Below are 24,294 nucleotides of genomic sequence, written 5' to 3'. Positions count from 1 at the left end.
GTTTTTTGATTTTGAGGGTAGGTCGCGTAAATCGAATTATTTCAACCTCTTTCTCAGAATCGCAATACACATTGCATTCCCACCGATTTTCGTCCTGAATTAAATTGATCGCAGAGAACCGCAGGCTCCAGGCGCATGCTTAAGTCGGGAGTTATGTCGAAATTCGACAGTTCGGCATCTACATAAGCATCGATGATAGAAATGACGTAAACTCCGATAAACGCAAAAATGCTGAGGTCTCTGTAGCGTCGGAACATGTCTTTTCTGCGCTTAAGCGTATTGGTGAGTTGTTCTACGTTATAGGAAGCGTTGGGAGGAAGGAGATCCTCATAGCTTTTGGTGTTCGGGTTTTTGTCCATAATATCCAAATAAGCTTGCGAATAATCTTTATACATTTTGTTGTTCCAGCTGAGGGCGTAGGCACATCCTGCAAAACCTCCGTATATGATGGGGAGTTTCCAATATTTACGATTATAGATTTGTCCTCCGCCCGGGAAGACAACAGCCAGCCAGGTGGCCTTTCCTGGGTTCGGCATAAACATCTCTTTGTTAATGCCGGGTATGGCGGAGAGGCTGTCTTTTAGCGTAACAGCGGCCGGTTGTTCTATCTTCTTCAGTCCCTTCCGGTTGATGATATCCAGACTGTCGGCTATTTGGGCTTTGGCTATCGAGGTGCTGTCGAATGATATGGAATCGAGCACTGTAGTTCTTATCGGTTTTAATACCTTTATTAAACTGTCTTTTGCCAGTGAATCTTTTTCTGCGTCCGGCGAACGGTCTCTGCGGGCACGGGCTTTGGGGAGTTCTCTCCCTAGTATGGTGCTGTCTTTTTGTGCGGGAGCTACGGGAGCCTGTGCATGCGCACCGGTCCCGGACAGCTGTAACATGCAGAAAAGCAGTGCAGTGATAACCGATTGATGTGTTTTTTTGTATCTGATCATTTATTCTTTAGCGTATCGAAGATTTCCATGATACGTTCGAGTTCTTCTTCGTTAGCAAAAGGAATGCTGATTTTTCCTTTTCCTTTGTCGGAACAGGTGAGTTGTACCTTGGTGTTGAAAAAGCCTGAAAGCTGTTGTTTCAGGAGGTTGAACCCTTCGGGCAACTTACCTCGCTTCGGTGTAATTTTCCGTGTCCCGCTTTTTACGGCTTCTCCTTCGCTGAGTGATTTAACAATCTCTTCAACCTTGCGTACGGAATATCCGTGGGTTTGTATTTCTTCGAACAGTTGAACCTGAAGTTTCGGGTCGCCCAATGAGAGCAATGCACGGGCATGCCCCATGTCTATCAGCTTGTTTTGCAACGCCATCTGTATGGGAGCCGGCAATTTGAGAAGGCGAAGGTAATTGGCTATTGTGGTGCGGTTTTTGCCGACGCGTTCGCTCAATCTTTCTTGAGTAAGTTCGTATTGTTCCAGCAGGTGCTGGTAGGCAAGTGCGATTTCTACGGCATTCAGGTCCTCGCGCTGAATGTTTTCGATCAGCGCCATTTCCATCATATTCTCATCATCGGCTGTACGGATGTATGCGGGAATCGTTTTCAGACCGGCTTTTTGCGAAGCCCGGAAGCGGCGTTCACCGGCGATAATCTGGTATTCGTTTTCCGAGAGTTTGCGTAAAGTTATCGGCTGTATGATGCCGATTTCTTTGATGGAGTCCGCCAACTCTTGCAATGCGGCGGGGTCGAATTCTCGACGGGGTTGATTGGGATTGACGATGATTTTTGCCAGCTCTATCTCGTTGATGGAAGAAGAACCTTCGGTTTTTACCTCGTCCATAGAGAGCAATGCGTCCAGTCCGCGTCCCAATGCATTTCTTCTTTGTGCTGTCATTTCTTCTTCAATTTTTTATTGTTTGTTCCTGTTGATTAGCTCTTTGGCCAGCGCCAGATGGTTTTTGGCACCGGTGGAGTCTGCATCGTAAAGGATGGTCGGGATTCCGTAGCTGGGAGCTTCACTAAGTTTCACATTCCGTTGGATCACAGTGTTGAACACCAACTCTTGGAAATGCCGTTTCACCTCATCGTAGATTTGATTGGCCTGTCGCAATCGGGAGTCGTACATCGTCAGTAGAAAGCCTTCGATCTCGAGTGTCGGATTTAATTTCGATTTGATAATCTTGATCGTATTCAGCAGTTTGCTGATTCCTTCCAGTGCGAAATACTCCGCCTGTACGGGGATAATTACCGAATCGGCGGCTGTCAGAGCGTTGATGGTGATCAGGCCCAAAGAAGGCGAACAATCGATCAGAATAAAATCATATTCCTCTTTCAACGGAGTAAGTATCTCTTTCAGTATCTTTTCACGGTTTTCCAGATTGAGCATTTCAATTTCCGCTCCTACTAGATTGATATGTGAGGAGATGACTTTCAAAGATTCGATTTCGGTATCGTGAATGGCGTCTTTTACATCGGCTTTATCTATGAGGCATTCGTAGATAGTACACTCCGACTGCTTGATGTCCACTCCCAATCCGGAAGATGCATTTGCCTGCGGGTCGGCGTCTACTACGAGTACTTTTTTTTCAAGGGTTGCAAGCGAGGCTGCGAGATTGATGGTAGTCGTTGTTTTGCCTACTCCCCCCTTTTGATTGGCCAAAGCTATAATTTTTCCCATATTCTATCATTTTATTGATGGCGAAATAAGCGATAAATCTTCAGAGTGCCTACGAAAAAATAGAAACTTTGTATTTTTTGTTGATAAGTCACCTGTTTTGTTAATAACTGCTTCTTCCGCAAAAGCTGTGAAACTACAGTGAATCTATCTTTTAACTTTTTCTAAGCCCGCAAATATATATATATTTATTGGATTTCTATTGTTTTTTTCAACTCACTTGCAGAACATTAAGATTTCATAGAACACCCTGTTTTTGCAAAGAAAAATATCTATCTTCCTAAACACTTTTTTTAAGTAGTTGCCTTTTGCCCGGTTTCTCTAAAAGAAGGACGAGTCCGATAGCTATGTTATAGATGGGCATGAAGTTAGTTAGCGTTCGAGTGATGACTATACTCGGACAGATAGTTGACTTTCAAGTGAGGGATAAGTCGCCCTTTGTGTGATAACCCGGTATTCGGTTGGCAATGCAAGTTCTTTTTCTTATTTTTGTCCGGCACATATTAAAGATAGGAAAAAAGATATGGAAAATAAACGACCGTTGATTCTGATTTCTAACGATGACGGTATTATGGCAAAAGGATTGAATGAATTGATCCGTTTTTTGCGCCCTTTGGGCGAGATTGTGGTAATGGCGCCCGACAGGCCCCGGTCGGGTAATTCAACTGCGGTCACGTCAACAACACCGGTGCATTATTCTTTGGTGCGGAAGGACGTAGGGCTGTCGATATATAAATGTTCGGGCACTCCTACCGATTGCGTAAAACTAGCGAAACATCTGGTGCTCGACCGTGAACCTGACTTAATTGTAGGTGGGATTAACCATGGAGATAACTCTGCAACCAACGTGCATTATTCGGGTACAATGGGTGTGGTTATTGAAGGTTGCCTGAATGGTATTCCGTCTATAGGCTTTTCTTTGTGCAGTCATGATATTGACGCTGACTTCGATGCTGCCGCACCTTATGTTCGCAAAATTGCGGAAATGGTATTGGAGAAAGGACTTCCGCCTTTGACTTGCCTGAATGTGAATTTCCCTGATACTCCTGAAATTAAAGGAGTGAAAATATGCGAACAGTCGAAAGGGCGATGGATACACGAATGGGAGGCTTGTCCGCGGAGAAACGACGCGAACTATTTCTGGCTGACCGGAGAGTTTGCCGATCATGAGCCGGAGAATGAGAAGAACGACCATTGGGCGCTGACCAACGGTTACGCTGCCATTACTCCTACTACGGTAGATCTTACGGCATACGGTTTTATGGATGAATTACGCGGATATTGCCGCCAAGCCGGAATCTGATGAAGTACTATTTGATTGTCGGTGAGGCCTCGGGCGATTTGCATGCGGCTCATCTGATGGCAGCTTTGAAAAACGTAGATCGGGAGGCGGAATTCCGCTTTTTCGGAGGCGATTTGATGGCAGCCGAAGGTGGTACGATGGTAAAGCATTATAAAGAAATGGCATACATGGGATTCATTCCCGTGTTGCTTCATCTGCCGGCTATCTTTGCAAACATGAAACAGTGCAAGGAGGACATTGTAGCTTGGCAGCCCGATGTCGTGATTCTGGTCGATTATCCGGGTTTCAATCTCAATATCGCCAAGTTTGTTCGTGCCAAAACCCGGATTCCGGTTTATTATTATATCTCTCCGAAAATATGGGCTTGGAAAGAGTACCGCATTAAGAACATCAAGCGCGATGTGGACGAGCTTTTTTCCATCCTCCCTTTCGAAGAGGAATTCTTTCGGGAGAAGCATCAATATCCCATTCATTATGTAGGAAACCCGACGGTCGATGAAGTGTCGGCTTACCGGCGTGAGAATCCGAAGGATATGAATGCTTTCATCTCTGAGAACGGACTGGAGGAGAAACCTGTGATCGCCTTGCTGGCGGGAAGCCGTAAGCAGGAGATTAAAGATAATCTTCCGGATATGTTGGAAGCTGCGTCCGCTTTCCCCGATTATCAGGTGGTTTTGGCTGGAGCACCAGGCATATCCCCGGATTATTATGCCCGATACATTGGTAAGGCAAAAGTAAAAGTTGTGTTCGGTCAAACTTATCGGTTGCTCCATCATGCCGAAGCGGCTCTCGTTACTTCGGGAACCGCTACATTGGAAGCCGCTTTGTTCCGTGTTCCGCAGGCTGTTTGCTATCATACTCCCATCGGTAAGGTTATTTCTTTCTTGCGTAGGTATATATTGAAAGTAAAGTTTATTTCGTTGGTCAATCTCATCGCCGGACATGAGGTTGTTAAAGAGCTTGTGGCCGACAGCATGACTGTGGAAAATATGCGAAATGAGCTTCATTTTCTTCTGAAAGATAGTGTGTATAGAGAGCGTATGTTTGCCGGATACGGATATATGTCTCAGCGGTTGGGACCTCCCGGAGCACCTCAAAATGCAGCTCGTGTCATGTCGGACTTGCTGAAAAAGTAACTTCTTTTTTTGAATAATATATTAGTCGGTGCAGTAAATGACCGGCTTTTTTATTTATAAAGCAGAAGAGTATAAGAAGACTATAAAAGAAAGGAGTATAGATATGAAAAGGATGAAATTTATTTTGGGAATGTTACTGCTTGTGCTGACACCGGTATGGCAGTCGTGCGATGACGACGACGGATATTCTTTGGGAGATATTGGTGCGGATTGGGCAACCGTGAAGACCACCGGCGGTGGTGGTTATTATTTGGAAGGAGACAGCTGGGGTATTATTTATCCGGTAGCTACTTCCATACCATGGTATAGACCGGTAAATGGACAACGGGTAATCTCTTTCTTTAATCCGCTGGGTGATATGAAAGATAAAAAAGGCGTTCAAGTAAAAATGGAAGGAATTTACGAACTGCTTACTAAAGGAGTAGAAGAACTGACTGAAGAAAACGAAGAAGCTTTCGGCGATGACCCGATTGCTATTATCAAAGGTGGTATATGGCTTGGAGGCAAGCATTTGAATCTTGTTTTCATTCAAGATCTGCCCAGTAAAAAGAAACATCGCATCAGCCTTGTGCAGGATAAAAAAGTAGCAGAGCCCTCAGAAGACGGGTACATTCACCTGCAGTTGCGTTACAATACTTATGAGGATGTGACAAATCTTCAAGGGCGGGGAAGGGTGTCTTTTAGTCTGAAAGATTTTTATCCTGAGAATGAGTTAGCAGCTGAAAAACTGAAAGGATTTAAAGTACTCGTTAATCTGAAAACAAGTGGAAAAAAGGAAATAGTTCTTGATATTAAACATGATGCCGAAATGCCTAAGGAAGAGAAAGAGGGGCATACCGCTTCTATGTTGGAGTAGGCTTTCTTAAAAAATCACCATTATTATTAATGAAAAATAGCGGTGAGTTTAAAAACAGCTCCGGCACATTCTTATTTTTTTTGTTTGTATTTTTACGACCAGGTCAACGCATAGAGATATACGACTGCCGCTGGTATGGCCATCAACGCGCTGTCGAATCGGTCGAGCATTCCTCCATGCCCCGGAAGAATTGTGCCGGAATCTTTGATTTGGAGTTGACGTTTGAGTAATGATTCTGTTAAATCGCCCCACGTGCCGAATACAACAACGATAAGGGCTAACCCTATCCATTCCAAAGTTGAAATGAACGGGAAGAAATGAGCCGGAACAAAAGAGGATGCTATTGCGAGTATTCCTCCCCCTATCGAACCCTCCCACGACTTTTTCGGCGAGATGCGTTCGAATAGCTTGTGCTTTCCGATAAGCGATCCCACGCAATAGGCACCGGTATCGCTCAGCCAAAGAAAGATAAAAACGGAAAGAGGTAAAATTGGGTTATAACTCACTGTATCATATTCCGCATCGTTGTGGAATGCCAATACATTCAGTAGAGCGAAAGGCAAACCGATATAAAGTTGGCTGAACAGTGCGTACGCCCAATTGAGTACCGGATTCTTTTTTTTCAGATACAACTCGCTAATCATTATATACAGCAACAGGATTATATAAGGAATAAAAATCTTAGAATCGGCCGCATTGATGCAGAATCCCATTACTGCCAGAAAAAGATAAGCTCCTCCCAACATGGCAATGGTTTTATTCATGCTTACTTCCCCCGTCCGGTTTATGATTTGTCCGAACTCATAAATACTTAGCGCGCTGATTGCTACGAAAAGTATTCCGAAACTGATCGGCGCGTAAAGAATCGATCCGACCAGAATGGCTACAAAAAGTATTCCGGTAGTAGCCCGTTTGATGAAATTGCTGTTCAAAACTTTCTGTTTTTTTAGAATTATTGTGGTTCAGTTGTCCTCTCTTCTTCAGAGCTCTCGCCTTTTTTATCTTGCAACTCTTTCTCTTTTAGCTGTTCAGCCAGTTTCCTCTCTGCTTTGGCTGCTTCCTGACTGGCTTTCGCAGCCATGATTTCTTCGGAGCGTGAAGCCCATGGTCGTTTACCGAATATACGTTCCACATCTTCCGCGAAAATAACTTCCTTGTCAATCAATATTTGAGTAAGCTCATTATGCCCTTCTTTATGTTCGGAGAGAATTTTCTTGGCTCTTTCGTACTGCTCGTTAACCATTCTCTTGACTTCTTCGTCAATGAGTTCTGCGGTTTTTTCACTGTAAGGACGATTGAAAGAATACTCTTCATTGGTATAATAGCATAAGTTAGGCAATCGCTCGCTCATGCCGAGGTAGGCAATCATGCCGTACGCTTGTTTGGTTACCCGTTCCAAGTCGTTCATTGCGCCTGTCGATATCCGTCCGATAAACAAGTCTTCAGCAGCACGTCCTCCCAAAGTGGCGCACATTTCGTCGAGCATCTGTTCTTTCGTTGTGATCTGACGTTCTTCCGGCAGATACCAGGCGGCTCCTAATGCACGCCCTCGGGGCACGATTGTCACTTTAATCAAGGGATTGGCATATTCGAGCAGCCAGGAAATCGTGGCGTGCCCGGCTTCGTGTAGGGCGATGGAGCGCCGCTCTGCTTCAGTCGTTATTTTGGTTTTCTTTTCCAGACCGCCGATAATACGGTCTACCGCATCTAGAAAGTCTTGTTTGCCTACGAATTTCTTTCCATGGCGCGCAGCAATCAAAGCAGCTTCGTTGCAGACGTTGGCAATGTCGGCACCCGAGAACCCCGGTGTTTGGCGTGCCAACAAGTCCACATCCACGGTATCGTCTATCTTGATAGGGCGTAAATGTACTCCGAATACTTCTTTACGCTCATTCAGGTCAGGCAAGTCCACATGTATCTGTCGGTCGAACCGGCCTGCGCGGAGCAATGCCTTGTCCAAAACATCTACACGGTTAGTTGCGGCAAGGATAATGACGCCTGTGTTGGAGCCGAAACCATCCATTTCTGTGAGCAACTGATTTAGTGTGTTTTCGCGTTCGTCGTTTCCTCCCATTGCCGGGTTTTTACCACGTGCGCGTCCTACGGCGTCAATCTCGTCGATAAACACAATACACGGAGCTTTTTCTTTGGCTTGTTTAAACAAGTCGCGCACACGTGAAGCGCCTACGCCTACGAACATTTCTACAAAGTCCGATCCTGCGAGAGAAAAGAATGGTACATTCGCTTCTCCGGCCACGGCTTTTGCAAGCAAAGTCTTACCTGTTCCCGGAGGGCCTACCAATAGAGCTCCTTTAGGAATCTTACCTCCCAATTCGGTATATTTTTGAGGTTGTTTCAAGAATTCTACGATTTCTTCCACCTCTTGTTTGGCTTCTGCCAATCCCGCCACATCTTTAAATGTGACTTTTATGGAGCCTCCTTTTTCAAAGAGTTGCGCTTTCGATTTACCGACGTTGAACACTCCGCCGGGTCCACCGCTTCCTCCTCCGCTCATGCGTCGCATAAAGAATACCCATAAGGCGATGAGCAAAACCAGCGGAAGTATCTGTACAAGGATGGCAGGGAATAAATCCGACTTGGGTAAGTATTCTGATGAACCGTCGAAATGTCCGGCTTCTTTTTCCGCTAGCAGAAAGTCCTCCAGTTTGTCGGTTGACGGCGCTCTACTTGTAATCATCGGATTGCGGCCTACTCTGTTCGAGTCGTTGCCGAATACGGCTCCTACTGCGTTCGGTTTGATGTATGCCTCGATTGATTTGTCTTCATAGCCCAACACCTTGCTGATGTAGCCACTGGATATGTATTTTTGCAGTTCGCTGTACGAAACATATTTGCTACCTCCACTTCCTGAATTGCTTCCCCACCACAATGCCAAAAGCATCAAGGCAATAATCATATACATCCAGTTCAAATTGAACTTAGGCATATTTACTTTGTTGTTGGGTCTTTTTTTATTATTTGTATTATTATCCATAATGATACTTTAATCTATATTGGGTATTGTAGTGAGTTTGGCATCTGCCCAAAGGTTTTCGAGGTTGTAAAAGACTCTTGTTTCCGGAAGAAAAACATGTACCAGTACATCTGCATAATCCATGGCCACCCATTCGGCATTCCGTAGCCCATCGATGGAGAAAGGCTTGATTTTTGCTCCTTTTCGAGCGAATTCTTTAATGGAGTCTACAATGGCGTCCACTTGGCTGGGAGAGTTCCCCTCGCAAATGATGAAATAACTGCAAATAGTATCTTCTATATGGCTTAAATCAGCTATAACGATGTTTTTACCTCTTTTTTCTTGAATTCCTTCTGTTATTTTTTCAATTAAAACTTGGGTTTCGTTCATTCTTTCAATTTGAAATTAGTGATTATGTATGTCTTATAACAAATAATGCTTATCCTTTGTTTCTGTTTGAGAAACGTATATTGGCGGCAAATATACGGTGATTTATTGGATACAAGAAAGTTATCTCTCGATTTTTGTGTTTTTTAGTGATGTGCTTTTATATCTATCAAAGGGTTTACTATGATTTTTGCAAAAAAAAGCTCCGAAAGAGTTTGATTTTGCAAAATATTTGTATCTTTGCACCCGCAAACCTGATCATTGGGCTATGGTGTAATGGTAACACTACAGATTCTGGTCCTGTCATTCCTGGTTCGAGTCCAGGTAGCCCAACAATAAAAAACGCGGAGATTTCAAGAATCTCCGCGTTTTTTGTGCTTTCTTTTCCTTTTTTTAAGCCAGCGAAAGAATGAGCATTTGCGCCGTTAACACTCGCAAGAACATGGTAAGCGGGTAGACAGTAGCATAGCCCACTGCAGGAGCATCGGTCGATGTAAGGTCGTTCGAATAAGAGAGAGCGGGTGGGTCGGTGGTGGCTCCGGCAAGTACGCCGATCAGCGTGAAGTAGTTCAGCTTAAAGTAGTATCTTCCCACTAATCCTGCAATCAGCAGCGGTAAGATGGTAATGATGACTCCATACCCTATCCATGTATATCCTCCCTCGTTAATAATGGTTTCCACAAACCCCTTTCCGGCTCCCAAGCCTACACAGGCAAGAAAAATCGAAATACCAATTTCGCGCAACATGAGATTGGCGCTCATGGTGGTATAGGTGATTAACTTATATTTCGGACCGAAGCGGCTGATTAGAATCGAGACGATGAGCGGTCCGCCTGCCAGCCCTAACTTCATCGGCTGCGGAATACCGGGGAAGGTAAACGGAATACTTCCGAGGATACATCCCAAAGCAATACCAATGAATATCGGAATCAGGTTCGGATGATTCAGACGTTTCAGAGAGTTACCGAGCACTTTCTCCGTATGGCTGACGGCAAGTTCCGTTCCGACGATAGTTACGCGGTCTCCCATTTGTAACTGTAATTGAGGAGTGGCTACCAAGTCTACACCCGATCGGTTGACCCGGGTGATGCTGGCGCCGAAATTATTACGAATCTTTAGTTGAGCCAGAGTTTTACCGTTCAGTTCCGGTTTGGTGATCAGGATGCGACGAGAAATCAGTTCTTTATTCAGTTTTCCCCATTCCATCGTAACCTCCTTTCCGAAGAAAACAATGATTGCCTCAATGTCCACAGGAGTGGAGATGATCAGTATTTTATCCCCGACGTGCAGCGTCGTATCCGAGTTCACTAATTCTGTTTCCCCTCCTTCACGGTATTTGATGCGGGAAATGACAAATTTCCGGTTCAGCAATGGGTGAAGTTCTTTTACACTCAGTCCGTTTACGGCTTCATTGCGTATTTCGATAGAAATAGGATGTACGGTCAGATCCTGTTGTTGCCCCAATCCTTCTTCGGCTTGTTTTTCTTCTTTTTCGGTATTTATACGCATGAAATATTTCAGTACAATAAGCGATAAGATGATGCCTACTACACCCAGCGGATAACTCACGGCATACCCCAACGCGATTTCCGGCGCATCTATACCGCTCAGGTCGCTATAAGCTTGTTGGGCAGCACCCAGGCCGGGTGTATTGGTTACGGCTCCTGATAAGATTCCCACCATGGTGGTAATAGGCAGCCCGGTTATGAAATGTAAGGCAACCGTAATTCCTACTCCCAGCACGACAACGATGATGGCAAGCATGTTGAGCGTTAAACCGCCTTTTTTGAAAGCTGAGAAAAAACCGGGACCGACTTGCAGACCGATGGAATAAACAAAAAGAATCAGTCCGAACTCTTTCATGAAATGTAGAAGATGCGGGTCCAGATTCATGTTGAGATGTCCGAAAAGGATGCCGACAAACAGTATCCAAGTAGCTCCAAGAGACACTCCCCATAGTTTGACTTTGCCCAAAATGATGCCGAAAGCAATCACAAGCGATAAGATTAAAACGGAGTGGGCTACTCCGCCTCCCCATAAGTTGGGGTAACCTTCGAGTAAATTTCTAAGAACTTCCATTGTGTCTTTTCACTTTTTTAGTCACACATTTATATATTGATTCGCGACACCGTAATATAATACACATACTTGCCGGCAATTGTTCATGCCGGTCGTGCAGGTTTGATTCGCATTGCCGCGGACGATTCTTTACTTTGGTTGTTTCCCTATCCCACGAGTGAAAACAGCCTTTGAAATGAAATGGCAGGTCTTCTGACTGACTCCCTTCCCGATGCCTTCCCGACGGCGCTTGTATTGTCTGTCAGTGGCGAAAGATTTTATCGGAAAGTTGGGCAGAGCTTCACAGCAGCGGGACTGTCCGGGATTTTCACCCGATTCCCTTTTAATCCGGACAATCGATACGACTGTTCGGAACCAGTTCGCTTGCAAAGGTAATGCAAAATAATAGATAAACCAACTGCTTTGAGCTGCAATTGTTTTTATAAGTTCCTTTTAAGCAGGCTTAATGAACTTCCTAATTATCGGGTTAGTTCGAAAACTATATCATTTGTAGATAAAGTTACGGAATTTTCCTGTTTGACTCACGGTTCCCGCAGGTCTTTTGTCTGTTATTAGAAAAGATGCTATAAAGTCATATGCGACACGTTCGACAGACGAATAAATTGTTTAAGAAAAGGAACTCTTCTTTGCAGCTTTTTCCGTTAATTTTTTATGTTTTTCCGAAAAGATTCCGTATGTTTGTTTCGTAACTATGTGAAACAAATAGATGACAGGACGATGAACGATCATTATATCATTAATGTCGGTCGCCAATTGGGGAGCGGTGGGAGAGAGATCGGCGAGAAACTGGCTGCTCGCTTGGGAATAGGATTCTACGATAAAGAGTTGATAAATCTGGCTTCTCAAGAAAGCGGATTGTGCAAAGAGTTTTTTGAGAAAGCCGACGAAACAGCTTCTCAGGGAATTATCGGCGGTGTGCTTGGCATGCGGTTCCCATTTCTTAACGAAGTGGCGTTGCCTGCAACGAATTGTCTGAGCAACGATGCTTTGTTTAAAGTTCAAAGCGATGTGATCAGAGATCTGGCAGCGAAAAAATCTTGCTTGTTTGTAGGGCGTTGTGCCGATTATATTTTAAGAGAGCATAGCCGTTGTGTCAATCTTTTCGTTTCGGCCCCTATGCAGAAACGCGTGGAGCGCCTTTGCCGCATGCACGGAATAGACGAAGAAAGGGCTGAAGAGATGATTGAAAAATCAGACAAAAAACGTTCGGAGTACTACAATTATTATAGCTATAACGTTTGGGGAGCGGCGTCGACCTATCACTTATGTATCGATTCTTCTTCTTTGGGCATTGAGGGGACGGTGGATTTTCTCAAAGATTTCGTGATAAAGAAGTTGAAACTTGCGACCGATGATCTTTAAGCATTGTATAGAATCAGGTTTCGGCATGCGGAAAATCAATGTTCTTGGTGCTTATTGCTTGCGTAAGTCTGCGTTTTGATGACAGGACGTTCGTTATATTATTCAGTCCGTTTTTCCTATCCGACAGAATGTTACTTGCGGATGCGATTTTTCCCTAAAAAAGAATATCGTTCGAACTAATTAATTATATTTGCAAGTCTAATAGTAGACATTTAGGAAGAACAAAGGATAGAACTAATAAAAAACAATACTAACTTGTTTTAATTTTAAATAAACTATGGCAGACAAAAAAGAAAAACTCTTCTCGGACTTTCCTTCCGTTTCTACCGAAAAGTGGATGGAAAAAGTAGTGGCCGACTTGAAAGGCGCTGATTTTGAGAAGAAGCTCGTTTGGAAAACGAACGAAGGATTTAAAGTAAAACCTTTCTACCGGATGGAAGATTTGGAAGGTTTGAAAACAACCGAAGCTCTTCCCGGAGAGTTTCCGTATCTGAGAGGGACAAAGAAGAACAACAATGAATGGCTGGTTCGTCAGGAGATTAGGGTGGAATCTCCAAAGGAAGCCAACGCCAAGGCGTTGGATATCTTGAATAAGGGTATCGATTCGCTTTCTTTTCACCTGAAAGCGAAAGAGTTGAATGCAGAATACATTGAAACACTGCTGAAAGATATTGAACCCGAATGTGTGGAGCTGAATTTTTCTACCTGTCAGGGGCATATGGTGGAATTGGCCGAGTTGCTGGTCGCTTACTTCCGCCGGAAAGATTGTGATTTGACGAAGTTGAAAGGCTCTGTCAATTACGATTTCTTCAACAAAATGTTGACTCGCGGCAAAGAAAAAGGAGACATGGTGCAATCTGCAAAAGCTTTGATGGAAGCCATACAACCTCTTCCTTTCTATCGGGTGCTGAATGTGAATGCCTTGTCGCTCAACAATGCGGGGGCATACATTTCTCAGGAATTGGGTTATGCGCTGGCTTGGGGAAACGAATATATGAATCAGCTGACCGAAGCCGGTCTTCCTGCCGCTGCGGTAGCCAAAAAGATCAAATTCAATTTCGGCATCAGTTCCAATTACTTCCTTGAAATTGCTAAATTCCGTGCAGCACGAATGTTGTGGGCGAATATTGTTTCGGCTTATCATCCCGAATGTCTGCGCGACTGTGAAAACAAGTCGCCTGATGGCGAATGCCGTTGCGCCTCGAAGATGGCAATTCATGCCGAAACATCTACTTTCAACCTGACGTTATTCGACGCGCATGTGAATTTGCTCCGCACGCAAACTGAAGCGATGAGCGCGGCGTTGGGCGGTGTGGACTCGATGACGGTGGTTCCGTTCGATAAAACCTACGCTACTCCGGACGAGTTCTCCGAGCGTTTGGCACGCAATCAGCAGCTTCTGTTGAAAGAAGAATCTCATTTCGACAAAGTGATCGACCCGGCTGCGGGTTCTTATTATATCGAAAACCTGACAGTGTCCATTGCAAAGCAGGCATGGGATTTGTTCCTTGCGATCGAAGAAGCCGGAGGTTTCTATGCGGCATTGAAAGCTGGTACAGTTCAGGCGGCTGTGAACGAAAGCAATAAAGCCCGTCATAAAGCGGTGGCCCAGCGTCGAGAGATTTTGTTGGGAACCAATCAGTTCCCCAACTTCAACGAAAAGGCCGGAGAGAAGCGTCCGGTAGAGTCCAAATCTTGTTGCGGCGGGAAAGAAACATGCGAAAAAGATGTTTCCACACTTGTATTCGACCGTGCAGCCAGCGAATTTGAAGCGCTGCGTCTCGAAACCGAAATGTCGGGCAAACGTCCGAAGGCATTTATGCTTACCATCGGCAATCTGGCAATGAGACAGGCTCGTGCGCAATATTCATGCAACTTCCTTGCTTGTGCCGGTTACGAGGTAGTCGACAATCTCGGCTTCGAAACGGTGGAAGCGGGTGTGGAAGCTGCCGTGGCAGCCAAAGCGGATATCGTGGTGATTTGCTCCAGCGATGATGAATATGCGGAATACGCCATTCCTGCTTTCAAAGCATTGAACGGACGTGCCATGTTTATCGTGGCCGGTAACCCGGAATGTGCGGAAACATTGAAAGCCGCCGGAATAGAGCATTTCATTCACGTACGTGTCAATGTGCTGGATACTTTGAAAGAGTTTAACGCCAAATTGCTGGGCTAACTAAAAACGACAACAAGATGAGAAAAGATTTTAAAAACATCGATATATATGCCGCATTTCAGCCGGCTAACGGGGCTGAATGGCAAAAGGCGAACGGGATTTCCGCAGATTGGAAAACACCCGAACACATTGAAGTGAAGCCTGTTTACACAAAAGAAGATTTGGAAGGCATGGAGCATCTGGACTATGCTGCCGGTATTCCTCCTTATCTTCGCGGTCCGTATTCTGTAATGTACACGCTTCGTCCCTGGACCATCCGCCAGTATGCCGGATTCTCTACGGCCGAAGAGTCGAACGCTTTCTATCGCCGTAATCTGGCTTCCGGACAGAAAGGTCTGTCGGTGGCTTTCGACCTGGCTACTCACCGCGGATACGACCCCGACCACGAACGTGTGGTGGGCGACGTGGGTAAAGCCGGCGTGTCTATTTGTTCGCTGGAGAACATGAAAGTTTTGTTCGACGGTATCCCTTTGAGCAAGATGTCCGTGTCTATGACAATGAACGGAGCCGTGCTTCCGGTAATGGCTTTCTACATCAACGCCGGTCTGGAACAAGGCGCTAAGCTCGAAGAAATGGCGGGCACGATTCAGAACGATATTCTGAAAGAGTTCATGGTTCGTAACACCTATATCTATCCGCCTGCATTCTCGATGAAGATTATTTCGGATATATTCGAATATACATCGCAGAAGATGCCTAAGTTCAACTCGATCTCTATCTCCGGTTATCACATGCAGGAGGCGGGAGCTACGGCGGATATCGAGCTGGCTTATACGTTGTCCGACGGGCTTGAATATCTCCGTGCCGGTACGGCCGCAGGTATCGACATCGACGCGTTTGCCCCCCGCTTGTCTTTCTTCTGGGCCATTGGAACCAACCACTTTATGGAAATAGCCAAGATGCGTGCTGCGCGTATGTTGTGGGCGAAGATTGTGAAGCAGTTCAATCCGAAAAACCCCAAATCGCTGGCGTTGCGTACACACTCGCAGACTTCGGGCTGGTCGCTCACCGAGCAGGATCCGTTCAACAACGTAGGCCGTACCTGTATCGAGGCGATGGCTGCCGCTCTGGGACATACGCAATCTTTGCACACCAATGCGCTGGATGAAGCCATTGCCCTGCCGACAGACTTCTCCGCACGTATCGCCCGTAATACGCAGATTTATATTCAGGAAGAAACGTATGTCTGCAAGAATGTCGATCCTTGGGGAGGTTCTTACTATGTAGAAGCTCTGACCAACGAACTGGCGCATAAAGCCTGGGAGCATATTCAGGAAATCGAGAAGCTGGGCGGTATGGCGAAAGCCATCGAAACCGGTCTGCCGAAGATGCGTATCGAAGAAGCGGCCGCACGCACGCAGGCACGTATCGATAGCGGCTCGCAAACCATTGTCGGTGTGAACAAATATCGCCTGGAGAAAGAAGCTCCGATCGATATTCTTGAGGTGGACAATACGGCCGTTCGTAAGGAACAGATCGAGAACTTGAAACGTCTGAAAGAAGGACGTAATCAAGCCGAAGTGGATAAGGCGCTGGCGGCTATAACCGAATGTGTCAAGACGGGCAAGGGCAACTTGCTGGAGTTGGCGGTTGAGGCGGCTCATGTGCGCGCTACGCTGGGAGAAATATCTTCGGCTTGCGAGGATGTGGTAGGACGTTATAAAGCAATAATCAGAACAATATCAGGTGTGTATTCTTCAGAAAGTAAAAACGACGGCGATTTCAAGCGCGCGTGCGAACTGACCGAGAAGTTTGCCAAGAAAGAGGGGCGTCAGCCTCGTATCATGATTGCCAAAATGGGGCAGGACGGCCACGACCGTGGCGCGAAAGTTGTAGCAACCGGTTATGCCGACTGTGGTTTCGACGTGGATATGGGACCGTTGTTCCAGACTCCGGCGGAGGCTGCACGCGAAGCGGTGGAGAACGACGTGCACGTGGTTGGCGTTTCTTCGTTGGCTGCCGGACATAAGACACTGGTTCCGCAGATTATCGAAGAGTTGAAGAAGCTGGGACGCGAAGACATCGTTGTCATTGCTGGTGGTGTAATCCCTGCACAGGATTATGATTTCCTGTACAAAGCCGGTGTGGCTGCCATCTTCGGACCCGGTACTCCGGTGGCTAAAGCAGCCTGCCAGATTCTGGAGATTCTAATGGACGAATAAAAGCATCTATGGGAGAGGGATTCGGATTTTGAACGGCTTGTAGTTTGAAATCCGGAACCTTTATGAAGATTAAAAGAGGATACGTTAAGACTAAAACTACCCTCGAAAAGTTATAAACGATAACTGAAAAATGTAAAAAGAGTCGTATCAAGCTCTACTTCGAGTGAGGATACGGCTCTTTTTTTATTTCTGTCCGGCGAACACAGAGCGAATGGGAAACTATGGGGTACGATTTCGGGAAGAGAAAGTTTTTGCCAGATTTTTTTCGTGTTTGTCCGAATCCTGTTTTTCAGGCGGACAAAAAACAAGCGGAGAACTTTTTGCGGACATGGGGGTGCGAGTTCCTATTTTTTGGTGCTTCATGCCGCCGGACTGAAATAATCTTGTACCTTTGCAACCGACAGTCAGCAGTAAAAACAGAAAGGAAGATGATAGTTTGCATAGCCGAAAAGCCCTCTGTGGCACGTGATATAGCCGAAGTGCTCGGCGCCCGCGACCGGAAGGAGGGATATATCGAAGGAAACGGATACCGGGTGACTTGGACGTTCGGTCATCTCTGTACGCTTAAAGAGCCGCACGAATATACGCCGACATGGAAGTCGTGGAACTTGGGCAGCCTGCCGATGATTCCGCCCCGTTTCGGTATCAAGCTTATCAGCAACCCCACTTACGAGAAGCAGTTCCGCATCATCGAGAGCCTGATGCAACAGGCCGACGAGATAATCAATTGCGGCGATGCCGGGCAAGAGGGAGAGTTGATTCAGCGTTGGGTGATGCAAAAGGCGGGCGCGCGCTGTCCGGTGAAGCGCCTGTGGATTTCTTCGCTTACCGAAGAGGCAATCCGCGAAGGATTTGCCAAACTGAAAGACCAGAACGAGTTTCAGTCTTTGTACGAGGCAGGGCTTTCAAGAGCGGTGGGCGACTGGCTGCTGGGGATGAACGCTACGAGGCTTTACACCGTGAAGTACGGGCAGAACAGGCAGGTACTTTCCATCGGAAGGGTACAGACGCCTACGCTCGCACTCATCGTGAACAGGCAGTTGGAAATCGAAAACTTCCGCCCCAAGCAATATTGGGAGTTGAAGACGACGTACCGCGACACGGTCTTTTCGGCTTTGATACGGAAGAGCGACGAGGAGATAGCGGCGGAGGAAGAGAAAAACGGCGGAAAGAAGAAAATCGACAATCCCGGTATCGACCCTATCGCCGGACGTGAGGAAGGCGAAGCATTGGTGGAACGTATCAGGGAATTGCCTTTTACGGTGACCGGCATCAGTAAGAAAGACGGAAAAGAATACCCTCCGCGTTTGTTCGACCTGACTTCCCTTCAGGTGGAGTGCAATAAAAAGTTCGCTTATTCGGCGGACGAGACATTGAAACTCATCCAGTCGCTTTATGAAAAGAAGGTGGCTACGTATCCGCGTGTGGATACCACGTTTCTGAGCGATGACATCTATCCGAAATGTCCCGCCATCCTGAAAGGCCTGCGCGACTATGAGACGCTGACGGCGCCGCTGGCGGGGGGGAAACTTCCGAAGTCGAAAAAGGTGTTCGACAATTCGAAAGTGACCGATCACCATGCTATCATTCCCACCGGAGTGCATCCGCAGAATCTGACGGATATGGAGCGCAGGGTGTTCGACCTGATAGCTCGCCGGTTTATCGCCGTGTTTTATCCCGACTGCAAGGTTGCTACCACCACCGTGATGGGAAAGGTGGAAGAAATAGAGTTCAAGGTGACGGGAAAACAAGTATTGGATCCCGGATGGAAGGTCGTTTTTTCGAACGGGCAGGGAGAATCCGGGCAAGGAGTGGGGCACGGACGGGGAGAGTCCGGACAAAACGCAGGGCATGAGCAAGCGGATACGGAGCAAGACGGGGGACAGGAAGAGGAACGCAGCCTGCCTCGCTTCGTGAAAGGGGAGAGCGGCCCTCATCTGCCCGATTTGAATGAGAAATGGACACAGCCGCCGAGACCGTACACGGAAGCTACTCTGCTCCGGGCGATGGAAACGGCGGGTAAACTGGTGGATAACGACGAGTTGCGCGATGCGTTGAAAGAGAACGGAATCGGTCGTCCTTCCACGCGTGCCGCCATCATCGAAACGCTGTTCAAGCGGAATTATATTCGTAAAGAACGGAAAAACCTCATCGCCACACCCACAGGGGTGGAACTGATACAACTCATTCGCGAAGAACTGTTGAAGTCGGCGGAGCTGACCGGTATCTGGGAGAAAAAGCTGCGTGAGATCGAGAAGAAGACATACGATGCCCGCCAGTTCTTGGAAGAACTCAAGCAGATGGTTTCGGAGATCGTCATGAGTGTATTGTCGGATAATACGAATCGCCGGATCACGATTCAAGAGGCTGCCGCTCATGCAACAGACAAGAGTGCGGAAACAACCAAGAAACGGGAACGGAAATCGACACCCTTAGGGGAGAAGAAAAGAGAAACAAAAGGCAAAACTGTAAGAAAAAAAACAGCAGCTCCCAACGTAACGGTTTCGAAAGCAACAACTGAACAAGTCGTTGTTCCCGACGTGCATAATCCGGAAGCGACAGCTAAACAAGTGGTAGTTCCTGATGCGCTGAATCCGAAAGCAACAACTGAACAAGTATTGACTCCCAACGTGACAGCTTCGGGAACGACAACTGAACAAGCAAACGCTTCCGATGCACTGAATGCGAAAGCGGATGATGAGTGGGTAGGTACTCCCTGTCCGCAATGCGGCAAAGGAACCCTTATCAAAGGAAAAGCAGCCTATGGCTGCTCCGAGTGGAGGAACGGCTGTACGTATCGCAAGCCGTTCTCCTAAAGTTTGTTGTTTACCGGTAGTGGAAATGAGACGTGAAACGATGTCGTCCATTCCTAAGATACGGTCGGTTTGTTGTTTATCGGTAGTGTAAATGAAACCGTACCCAGATTCTTCATCGATGCGGGCGTTCCATCTTTATTGTTTATCGATAGTGTAAATGAAACTCTATCACGGCTTCAATTCCTTTGCGGAAAATATCCAGTGAGAAGTTCTCGTTCGGCGAATGGATGGCGTCCGATTCGAGACCGAATCCCATCAGTACGGTTTTGATGCCCAGCACCTGTTCGAACGTAGAGATGATGGGAATACTTCCTCCGCGTCTCACAGCCAGCGGCTTTTTGCCGAAAGCAATCTCGAATCCTTTTTCCGCCGCCTGATAAGCCGGGAGCGAGATGGGGCAGACGTAGCCTTGTCCTCCGTGCATCGGGGTAACTTTTACCTGCACGCTTTCGGGGGCGATGCTGAGAATGTAGTCGGCAAACATACGGGAGATTTTGTGATGGTCTTGATGCGGAACCAGACGACAAGAGACTTTGGCGTACGCTTTCGAGGGGAGCACCGTCTTGGAGCCTTCGCCCGTATAGCCTCCCCATATGCCGCAAACGTCGAACGAGGGGCGGCAACTGTTTCGTTCGAGCGTGCTGTATCCTTTTTCACCGGAAAGGGCCTTCACACCGATGGATTTTTTGTATTTCTTTTCGTCGAAAGGAATGCGGGCAATCATCTCCCTTTCCGCTTGCGGCACTTCTTCTACTTCATCGTAAAAGCCGGGCACGGTGATTCGTCCGTCGTCGTCTTTCACCTTGCTGATGATTTCACAGAGCACGTTGATGGGATTGGCTACCGCTCCGCCGAAATGTCCAGAATGAAGGTCGCGGTTCGGACCGGTGACCTCTATCTCCCAATAAGCCAATCCGCGTAATCCCGTAGTAAGCGACGGGAGGTCGGCTCCCAGCATGCTGGTGTCCGAAACCAGAATAACGTCGGCTTTCAGCAGCTCCTTGTGCTCTTCGCAGAATGCTTCGAGGCTCGGAGACCCGATTTCCTCTTCTCCTTCGAAGATGAACTTTACATTGTTCTTCAGCAAGTTGTTTTTTACGAGATATTCGAAAGCTTTTACCTGAATGAACGACTGTCCCTTATCATCGTCCGCCCCGCGCGCCCAAATGTATCCGTCTCTTATTTCCGGTTCGAAAGGACGGCTTTTCCACAAATCCAGAGGCTCGGCGGGCATAACGTCGTAATGCGCGTACACCAGTACGGTCTTGGCTTGCGGGTCTATCATCTTTTGTCCGAATACGATCGGATTGCCTTTCGACGGCATTACCGTCGCTTCATCGGCTCCTGCCTCGAGCAATAACTCTTGCCAGCGTTGCGCGCATGCCAGCATATCGCTGTGATGTTCGGGCAGAGCGCTGATGCTGGGAATACGGATAAGGCTGAATAGATCTTCGATGAATCGGGGTTCGTTTGCTGCGATGTATTTCTGAATTTCGTTCATTTTCATTGATTGTTTTATAGAGAGCCGGCGGGAGAGAACTTATGGAGCGGACTTCCCGACCGCTTTCCCGTTGTTTATAATTGCGTTGTTTTGTCTAACAGATAATAGTCGAGTATAGTGATGGCCGCCATTGCTTCCACGATGGGCACGGCTCTTGGCAGCACGCATGCGTCGTGTCGTCCGCGCGCTTTCAGAGTAGTGTCCACTCCGTCGATGTTGACCGTTTCCTGCTCCATTAATATGGTGGCTATCGGCTTGAATACCACGCGGAAATAGATGTCTTCGCCGTTGCTGATGCCTCCCTGTATGCCGCCGGAATTGTTGGTATGCGTTTCAATTCGTCCCTTATTGTTGTAAAACACGTCGTTCTGTTCGGAACCTTTCATCTTGATTCCTTTGAATCCGATGCCGTATTCGAACGCTTTGGCGGCGTTGATGCTCAGCATTCCATTGGCCAAAGCGGCCTGAAGTTTTCCGAAAACCGGTTGCCCCAATCCGATGGGACATCCTTTGATGACGCACGTCAGCGTACCGCCGATAGTGTCTCCCTCACCTTTCACCTTATAGATAAGATCGGCCATTTCTTTGGCTTTTACCGGATCGGGGCAGCGTACGTCGTTAGTTTCGATGAGGTCGAGGTCATAGTCCGAATAGCTTCCTTCCAGTTTGATGGCTCCTACTTGCGAGGTGTAGGCGGTGATACTGATTCCCAATTGGCGAAGCGCCAGTTTTGCCAATGCTCCGGCTACGACACGCGAAATTGTTTCACGCGCCGACGAGCGACCTCCTCCGCGATGATCGCGTATGCCATATTTGACGGTATAAGTGTAGTCGGCATGCGAAGGGCGGTATACTTCTTTCAGATTGTTGTAATCGTTAGAGTGCTGGTTTTTGTTCCATACGATAAAACCAATAGGGCATCCGGTTGATTTTCCTTCAAAAATACCTGAAAGAAATTCTACCTGATCGGGCTCTTTGCGCGCTGTGGTAAGAATCGATTGTCCCGGACGTCTCCGGTTCAATTCCTGTTGTACAAACTCTTCGTCGATGGTAATGCCTGGAGGGAACCCGTCAATCACTCCTCCGATTCCTTTCCCATGCGACTCTCCGAAGCTTGTAAGTCGAAAAATATTCCCAAATGAGTTAAACATAGTTGTGGCTTTTTAAAACATTATTGTATACAAAGATAACAAACTGATTGCCGGAATAGTTGTGTTTTCGGGGCTTATATTCTGGAAAATTCGTGTAAAAAAGTTTGTACCTCTTCCAAACTGCCCGTATGTTTTCCTTCATCGTCCGACAGTTTGATACATTCTCTCCATTCCTGATTGGGATTCATTTTGCATTGTGTGAGTTTCATCACGATGTTCGATGGTTTGAATCCCGTATCGTTCGTCAGGTTAGTCCCGATTCCGAACGAACAACGGATTTTGTCGCGGCAATACTCCTGAATCTCCAACGCTTTGTTGAAGTCGAGCGCGTTGCTGAATACGATTGTTTTGGTTGTGGCATCGATGCCGAACCCCCGGTAGCGGGCTACGAGCTTGTCGATAAATTCGAACTCGTTGCCCGAGTCGCACCGCACTCCATCGAACAGTTTGGCTTGTTTGCGGCTCAGGTTGCTCAGGAAGATATCCGTCGTGTAAGTGTCTGAAAGTGCTATCCCCAAGTCTCCGTCGTATACGTTCACCCAATTTTCAAGAGCCATGTAGTTGGCATGCTTATAGCCGAACTGGGCTCCGTGAAACATGAACCATTCGTGCGGATGCGTGCCCATCATTTTCATGTCGTACTTCATGGCGAAGTGGCAGTTGGATGTGCCGGTGCAATACCGGGCTTCCTCTTTGAGGTATCTGATGACCGCCTCTTGCACATCGGCCGAAAAGCGCCGGCGTGTGCCGAATTCTGAGAAACGAATCCCGTGGCGGTTGGAAAGCTCCGCTTTGTCCGCCAGTTTGCGAAGAATGCCGTCCATGTCGGCTACATATCCGTGGAGTCTGTTTTTTATTTCGGAAACAAGGGCAAGCAAAGGCACTTCGTACAACGTGGCTTTGTAGAGAAAATCGCTCACTTCGATGTGCAGGTGCCGGTTTTCATCCAGATGAACGTCGATTTTGTCTGCATCGAACCGGAAAGACGAGAGCCACTCCCAATATACTCCGGGAAGGAACCGGCAGTTGCGAGTCATATACTCCAGTTCTTCCTTCGTGAGCCTTATAAGGCTTAAGTTTTCGATTTCAGCCTTAAGCTGTTGCAAGAATTCTTCTGTGTATGGGGTTCGGTTCCGGTCGTTGAAGCTGAAAGTACCCATGGCGGAAGGAAACAGTTTGATATAAGCGTACGAAGTGGTAAACTTATAAAGGTCCGTGTCCAGTAGTGTCTTCACAATCATCCGTTTTCTCCTTCTTTCTTTAAAGTGTTGAACGCTGTAAAGATAATTATTTTCTTCGTATCTGTCTATGGGCGGCCGCCAAGTTTTTACCTTTCTTGCTTTTCTTTTCTGCCGATTGTTTACGATCGCTTGAATTCGGGATGAGGACGATCCGATATCCGGAGCATCCGGAATGGGGGAATCGTTGTTTCATGTTGTTTCATGAGAGTGAAGCAAAAGTTTCCCCGGTGGGAAACAAAAGTTTCCATAGCGGAGGTGTGTCGTAATGCACGATGCACTTCCTTTTTTGTTCATCGCTATACAAATCGGTTCATTATCTTTAAGCTGCGATATTTTGAAGATTTCTTTGATTTATGTGTTTCCAGCACTTAAATAAAGCGGCAGTAAGCTCATAAAACAGCCTAATTAGCCAATCCATGCCTTCTTTTGTCATTTTTGCACACATCTTTTTTATATTGAAGGCAATGGCCAGGAAGGAAAAGTCCATAAAGACCTTGTCCTTTCCAAAATGTCTGAAACGTTTGTAGTTCATATTGTTT

The 24,294-nt window shown here is 46.8% G+C and carries 17 protein-coding genes, 1 tRNA gene, 1 pseudogene and 1 riboswitch; of the genes and pseudogenes, 8 read left to right on the top strand and 11 right to left on the bottom strand.

Features of this window, described 5'->3' with window-relative positions:
• Positions 1-53: 53 nt before the first annotated feature.
• Genes C234_RS0102545 through C234_RS0102535 form a run of 3 tightly spaced genes read right to left on the bottom strand, consistent with a single transcriptional unit; the run spans position 54 to position 2,614 of the window.
• Positions 54-941: a DUF5683 domain-containing protein gene (locus C234_RS0102545; protein ID WP_027324484.1), complete on the bottom strand. Its 888-nt coding sequence runs from the start codon at positions 939-941 to the stop codon at positions 54-56.
• Positions 938-1,831 (bottom strand): ParB/RepB/Spo0J family partition protein, encoded by an 894-nt coding sequence (locus tag C234_RS0102540; RefSeq protein ID WP_027324483.1) that lies wholly within the window; start codon positions 1,829-1,831, stop codon positions 938-940. Before C234_RS0102540 ends, C234_RS0102545 begins: the two co-directional genes overlap by 4 nt.
• 15 nt (positions 1,832-1,846) lie before the next feature.
• On the bottom strand, positions 1,847-2,614 hold the full coding sequence (locus tag C234_RS0102535) for a ParA family protein (protein WP_027324482.1): 768 nt from the start codon (positions 2,612-2,614) through the stop codon (positions 1,847-1,849).
• 520 nt (positions 2,615-3,134) lie between these two features.
• Between C234_RS0102535 and surE the strand changes: the two genes are divergently transcribed.
• The 3 genes from surE to C234_RS0102520 all read left to right on the top strand — a co-directional run bounded on the left by surE (position 3,135) and on the right by C234_RS0102520 (position 5,906).
• The gene (surE, locus tag C234_RS0102530) at positions 3,135-3,914 is read left to right on the top strand and encodes a 5'/3'-nucleotidase SurE (protein WP_027324481.1); all 780 of its coding nucleotides are present in this window, start codon (positions 3,135-3,137) and stop codon (positions 3,912-3,914) included.
• Positions 3,914-5,050 carry a lipid-A-disaccharide synthase gene (gene lpxB, locus C234_RS0102525; protein WP_027324480.1) on the top strand — a complete coding sequence of 379 codons (1,137 nt, stop codon included), beginning with the start codon at positions 3,914-3,916 and terminating at the stop codon, positions 5,048-5,050. Before surE ends, lpxB begins: the two co-directional genes overlap by 1 nt.
• A gap of 103 nt (positions 5,051-5,153) precedes the next feature.
• The gene (locus tag C234_RS0102520; protein WP_027324479.1) at positions 5,154-5,906 is read left to right on the top strand and encodes a NigD1/NigD2 family lipoprotein; all 753 of its coding nucleotides are present in this window, start codon (positions 5,154-5,156) and stop codon (positions 5,904-5,906) included.
• Positions 5,907-5,998: 92 nt separating this feature from the next.
• Here the strand turns inward: C234_RS0102520 and C234_RS0102515 are convergent, their stop codons facing one another.
• The 3 genes from C234_RS0102515 to rsfS are packed head-to-tail and all read right to left on the bottom strand — an operon-like array spanning position 5,999 to position 9,270.
• On the bottom strand, positions 5,999-6,838 hold the full coding sequence (locus C234_RS0102515) for a phosphatidate cytidylyltransferase (RefSeq protein WP_027324478.1): 840 nt from the start codon (positions 6,836-6,838) through the stop codon (positions 5,999-6,001).
• 20 nt (positions 6,839-6,858) lie between these two features.
• Complete coding sequence (gene ftsH / locus C234_RS15750; RefSeq protein WP_034540683.1) at positions 6,859-8,901, bottom strand: ATP-dependent zinc metalloprotease FtsH; 2,043 nt, start codon at positions 8,899-8,901, stop codon at positions 6,859-6,861.
• Positions 8,902-8,910: 9 nt separating this feature from the next.
• Positions 8,911-9,270: a ribosome silencing factor gene (gene rsfS / locus C234_RS0102505; RefSeq protein WP_027324477.1), complete on the bottom strand. Its 360-nt coding sequence runs from the start codon at positions 9,268-9,270 to the stop codon at positions 8,911-8,913.
• 259 nt (positions 9,271-9,529) lie between these two features.
• On the opposite strand from rsfS, the gene C234_RS0102500 reads away from it, so the two are divergent.
• A tRNA-Gln gene (locus C234_RS0102500) sits at positions 9,530-9,600 on the top strand.
• A 60-nt stretch (positions 9,601-9,660) separates the two neighbouring features.
• Here C234_RS0102500 and C234_RS0102495 read toward each other — a convergent pair.
• Positions 9,661-11,346 carry a putative transporter gene (locus C234_RS0102495; protein ID WP_027324476.1) on the bottom strand — a complete coding sequence of 562 codons (1,686 nt, stop codon included), beginning with the start codon at positions 11,344-11,346 and terminating at the stop codon, positions 9,661-9,663.
• Between the two features lie 165 nt (positions 11,347-11,511).
• Positions 11,512-11,720, bottom strand: a riboswitch (cobalamin riboswitch).
• A gap of 343 nt (positions 11,721-12,063) precedes the next feature.
• On the opposite strand from C234_RS0102495, the gene C234_RS0102490 reads away from it, so the two are divergent.
• The 4 genes and pseudogenes from C234_RS0102490 to C234_RS0102470 form a co-directional block, all read left to right on the top strand.
• Positions 12,064-12,708 (top strand): cytidylate kinase-like family protein, encoded by a 645-nt coding sequence (locus C234_RS0102490; RefSeq protein WP_027324475.1) that lies wholly within the window; start codon positions 12,064-12,066, stop codon positions 12,706-12,708.
• 277 nt (positions 12,709-12,985) lie between these two features.
• Positions 12,986-14,884, top strand: coding sequence for a methylmalonyl-CoA mutase small subunit (mutA, locus tag C234_RS0102485; RefSeq protein ID WP_027324474.1), 1,899 nt, complete (start codon positions 12,986-12,988; stop codon positions 14,882-14,884).
• Positions 14,885-14,901: 17 nt separating this feature from the next.
• On the top strand, positions 14,902-17,046 hold the full coding sequence (gene scpA / locus C234_RS0102480) for a methylmalonyl-CoA mutase (RefSeq protein ID WP_027324473.1): 2,145 nt from the start codon (positions 14,902-14,904) through the stop codon (positions 17,044-17,046).
• Positions 17,047-17,474: 428 nt separating this feature from the next.
• Positions 17,475-19,514, top strand: a pseudogene (locus tag C234_RS0102470) (DNA topoisomerase 3); the annotation flags it as partial.
• Positions 19,515-20,004: 490 nt separating this feature from the next.
• Here C234_RS0102470 and C234_RS0102465 read toward each other — a convergent pair.
• From C234_RS0102465 to C234_RS15745, 4 genes are all read right to left on the bottom strand, one after another.
• Entirely contained in the window at positions 20,005-21,363 is a 1,359-nt protein-coding gene (locus tag C234_RS0102465) for a dipeptidase (RefSeq protein WP_027324471.1), read from the bottom strand.
• Positions 21,364-21,437: 74 nt separating this feature from the next.
• Positions 21,438-22,514, bottom strand: a complete 1,077-nt coding sequence (gene aroC, locus C234_RS0102460) for a chorismate synthase (protein ID WP_027324470.1) — start codon at positions 22,512-22,514, stop codon at positions 21,438-21,440.
• A 74-nt stretch (positions 22,515-22,588) separates the two neighbouring features.
• Entirely contained in the window at positions 22,589-23,755 is a 1,167-nt protein-coding gene (gene pncB / locus C234_RS0102455; RefSeq protein ID WP_027324469.1) for a nicotinate phosphoribosyltransferase, read from the bottom strand.
• A 319-nt stretch (positions 23,756-24,074) separates the two neighbouring features.
• Positions 24,075-24,294: transposase (locus tag C234_RS15745; protein WP_034538124.1), on the bottom strand; the 220-nt coding region annotated here is incomplete at its 5' end.

Origin of the sequence: Bacteroides pyogenes DSM 20611 = JCM 6294, assembly GCF_000428105.1 — a bacterium.
In the GTDB taxonomy this organism is placed as follows: Bacteria; Bacteroidota; Bacteroidia; order Bacteroidales; family Bacteroidaceae; genus Bacteroides; species Bacteroides pyogenes.
This window is presented reverse-complemented; position numbering and strand designations above follow the sequence as displayed.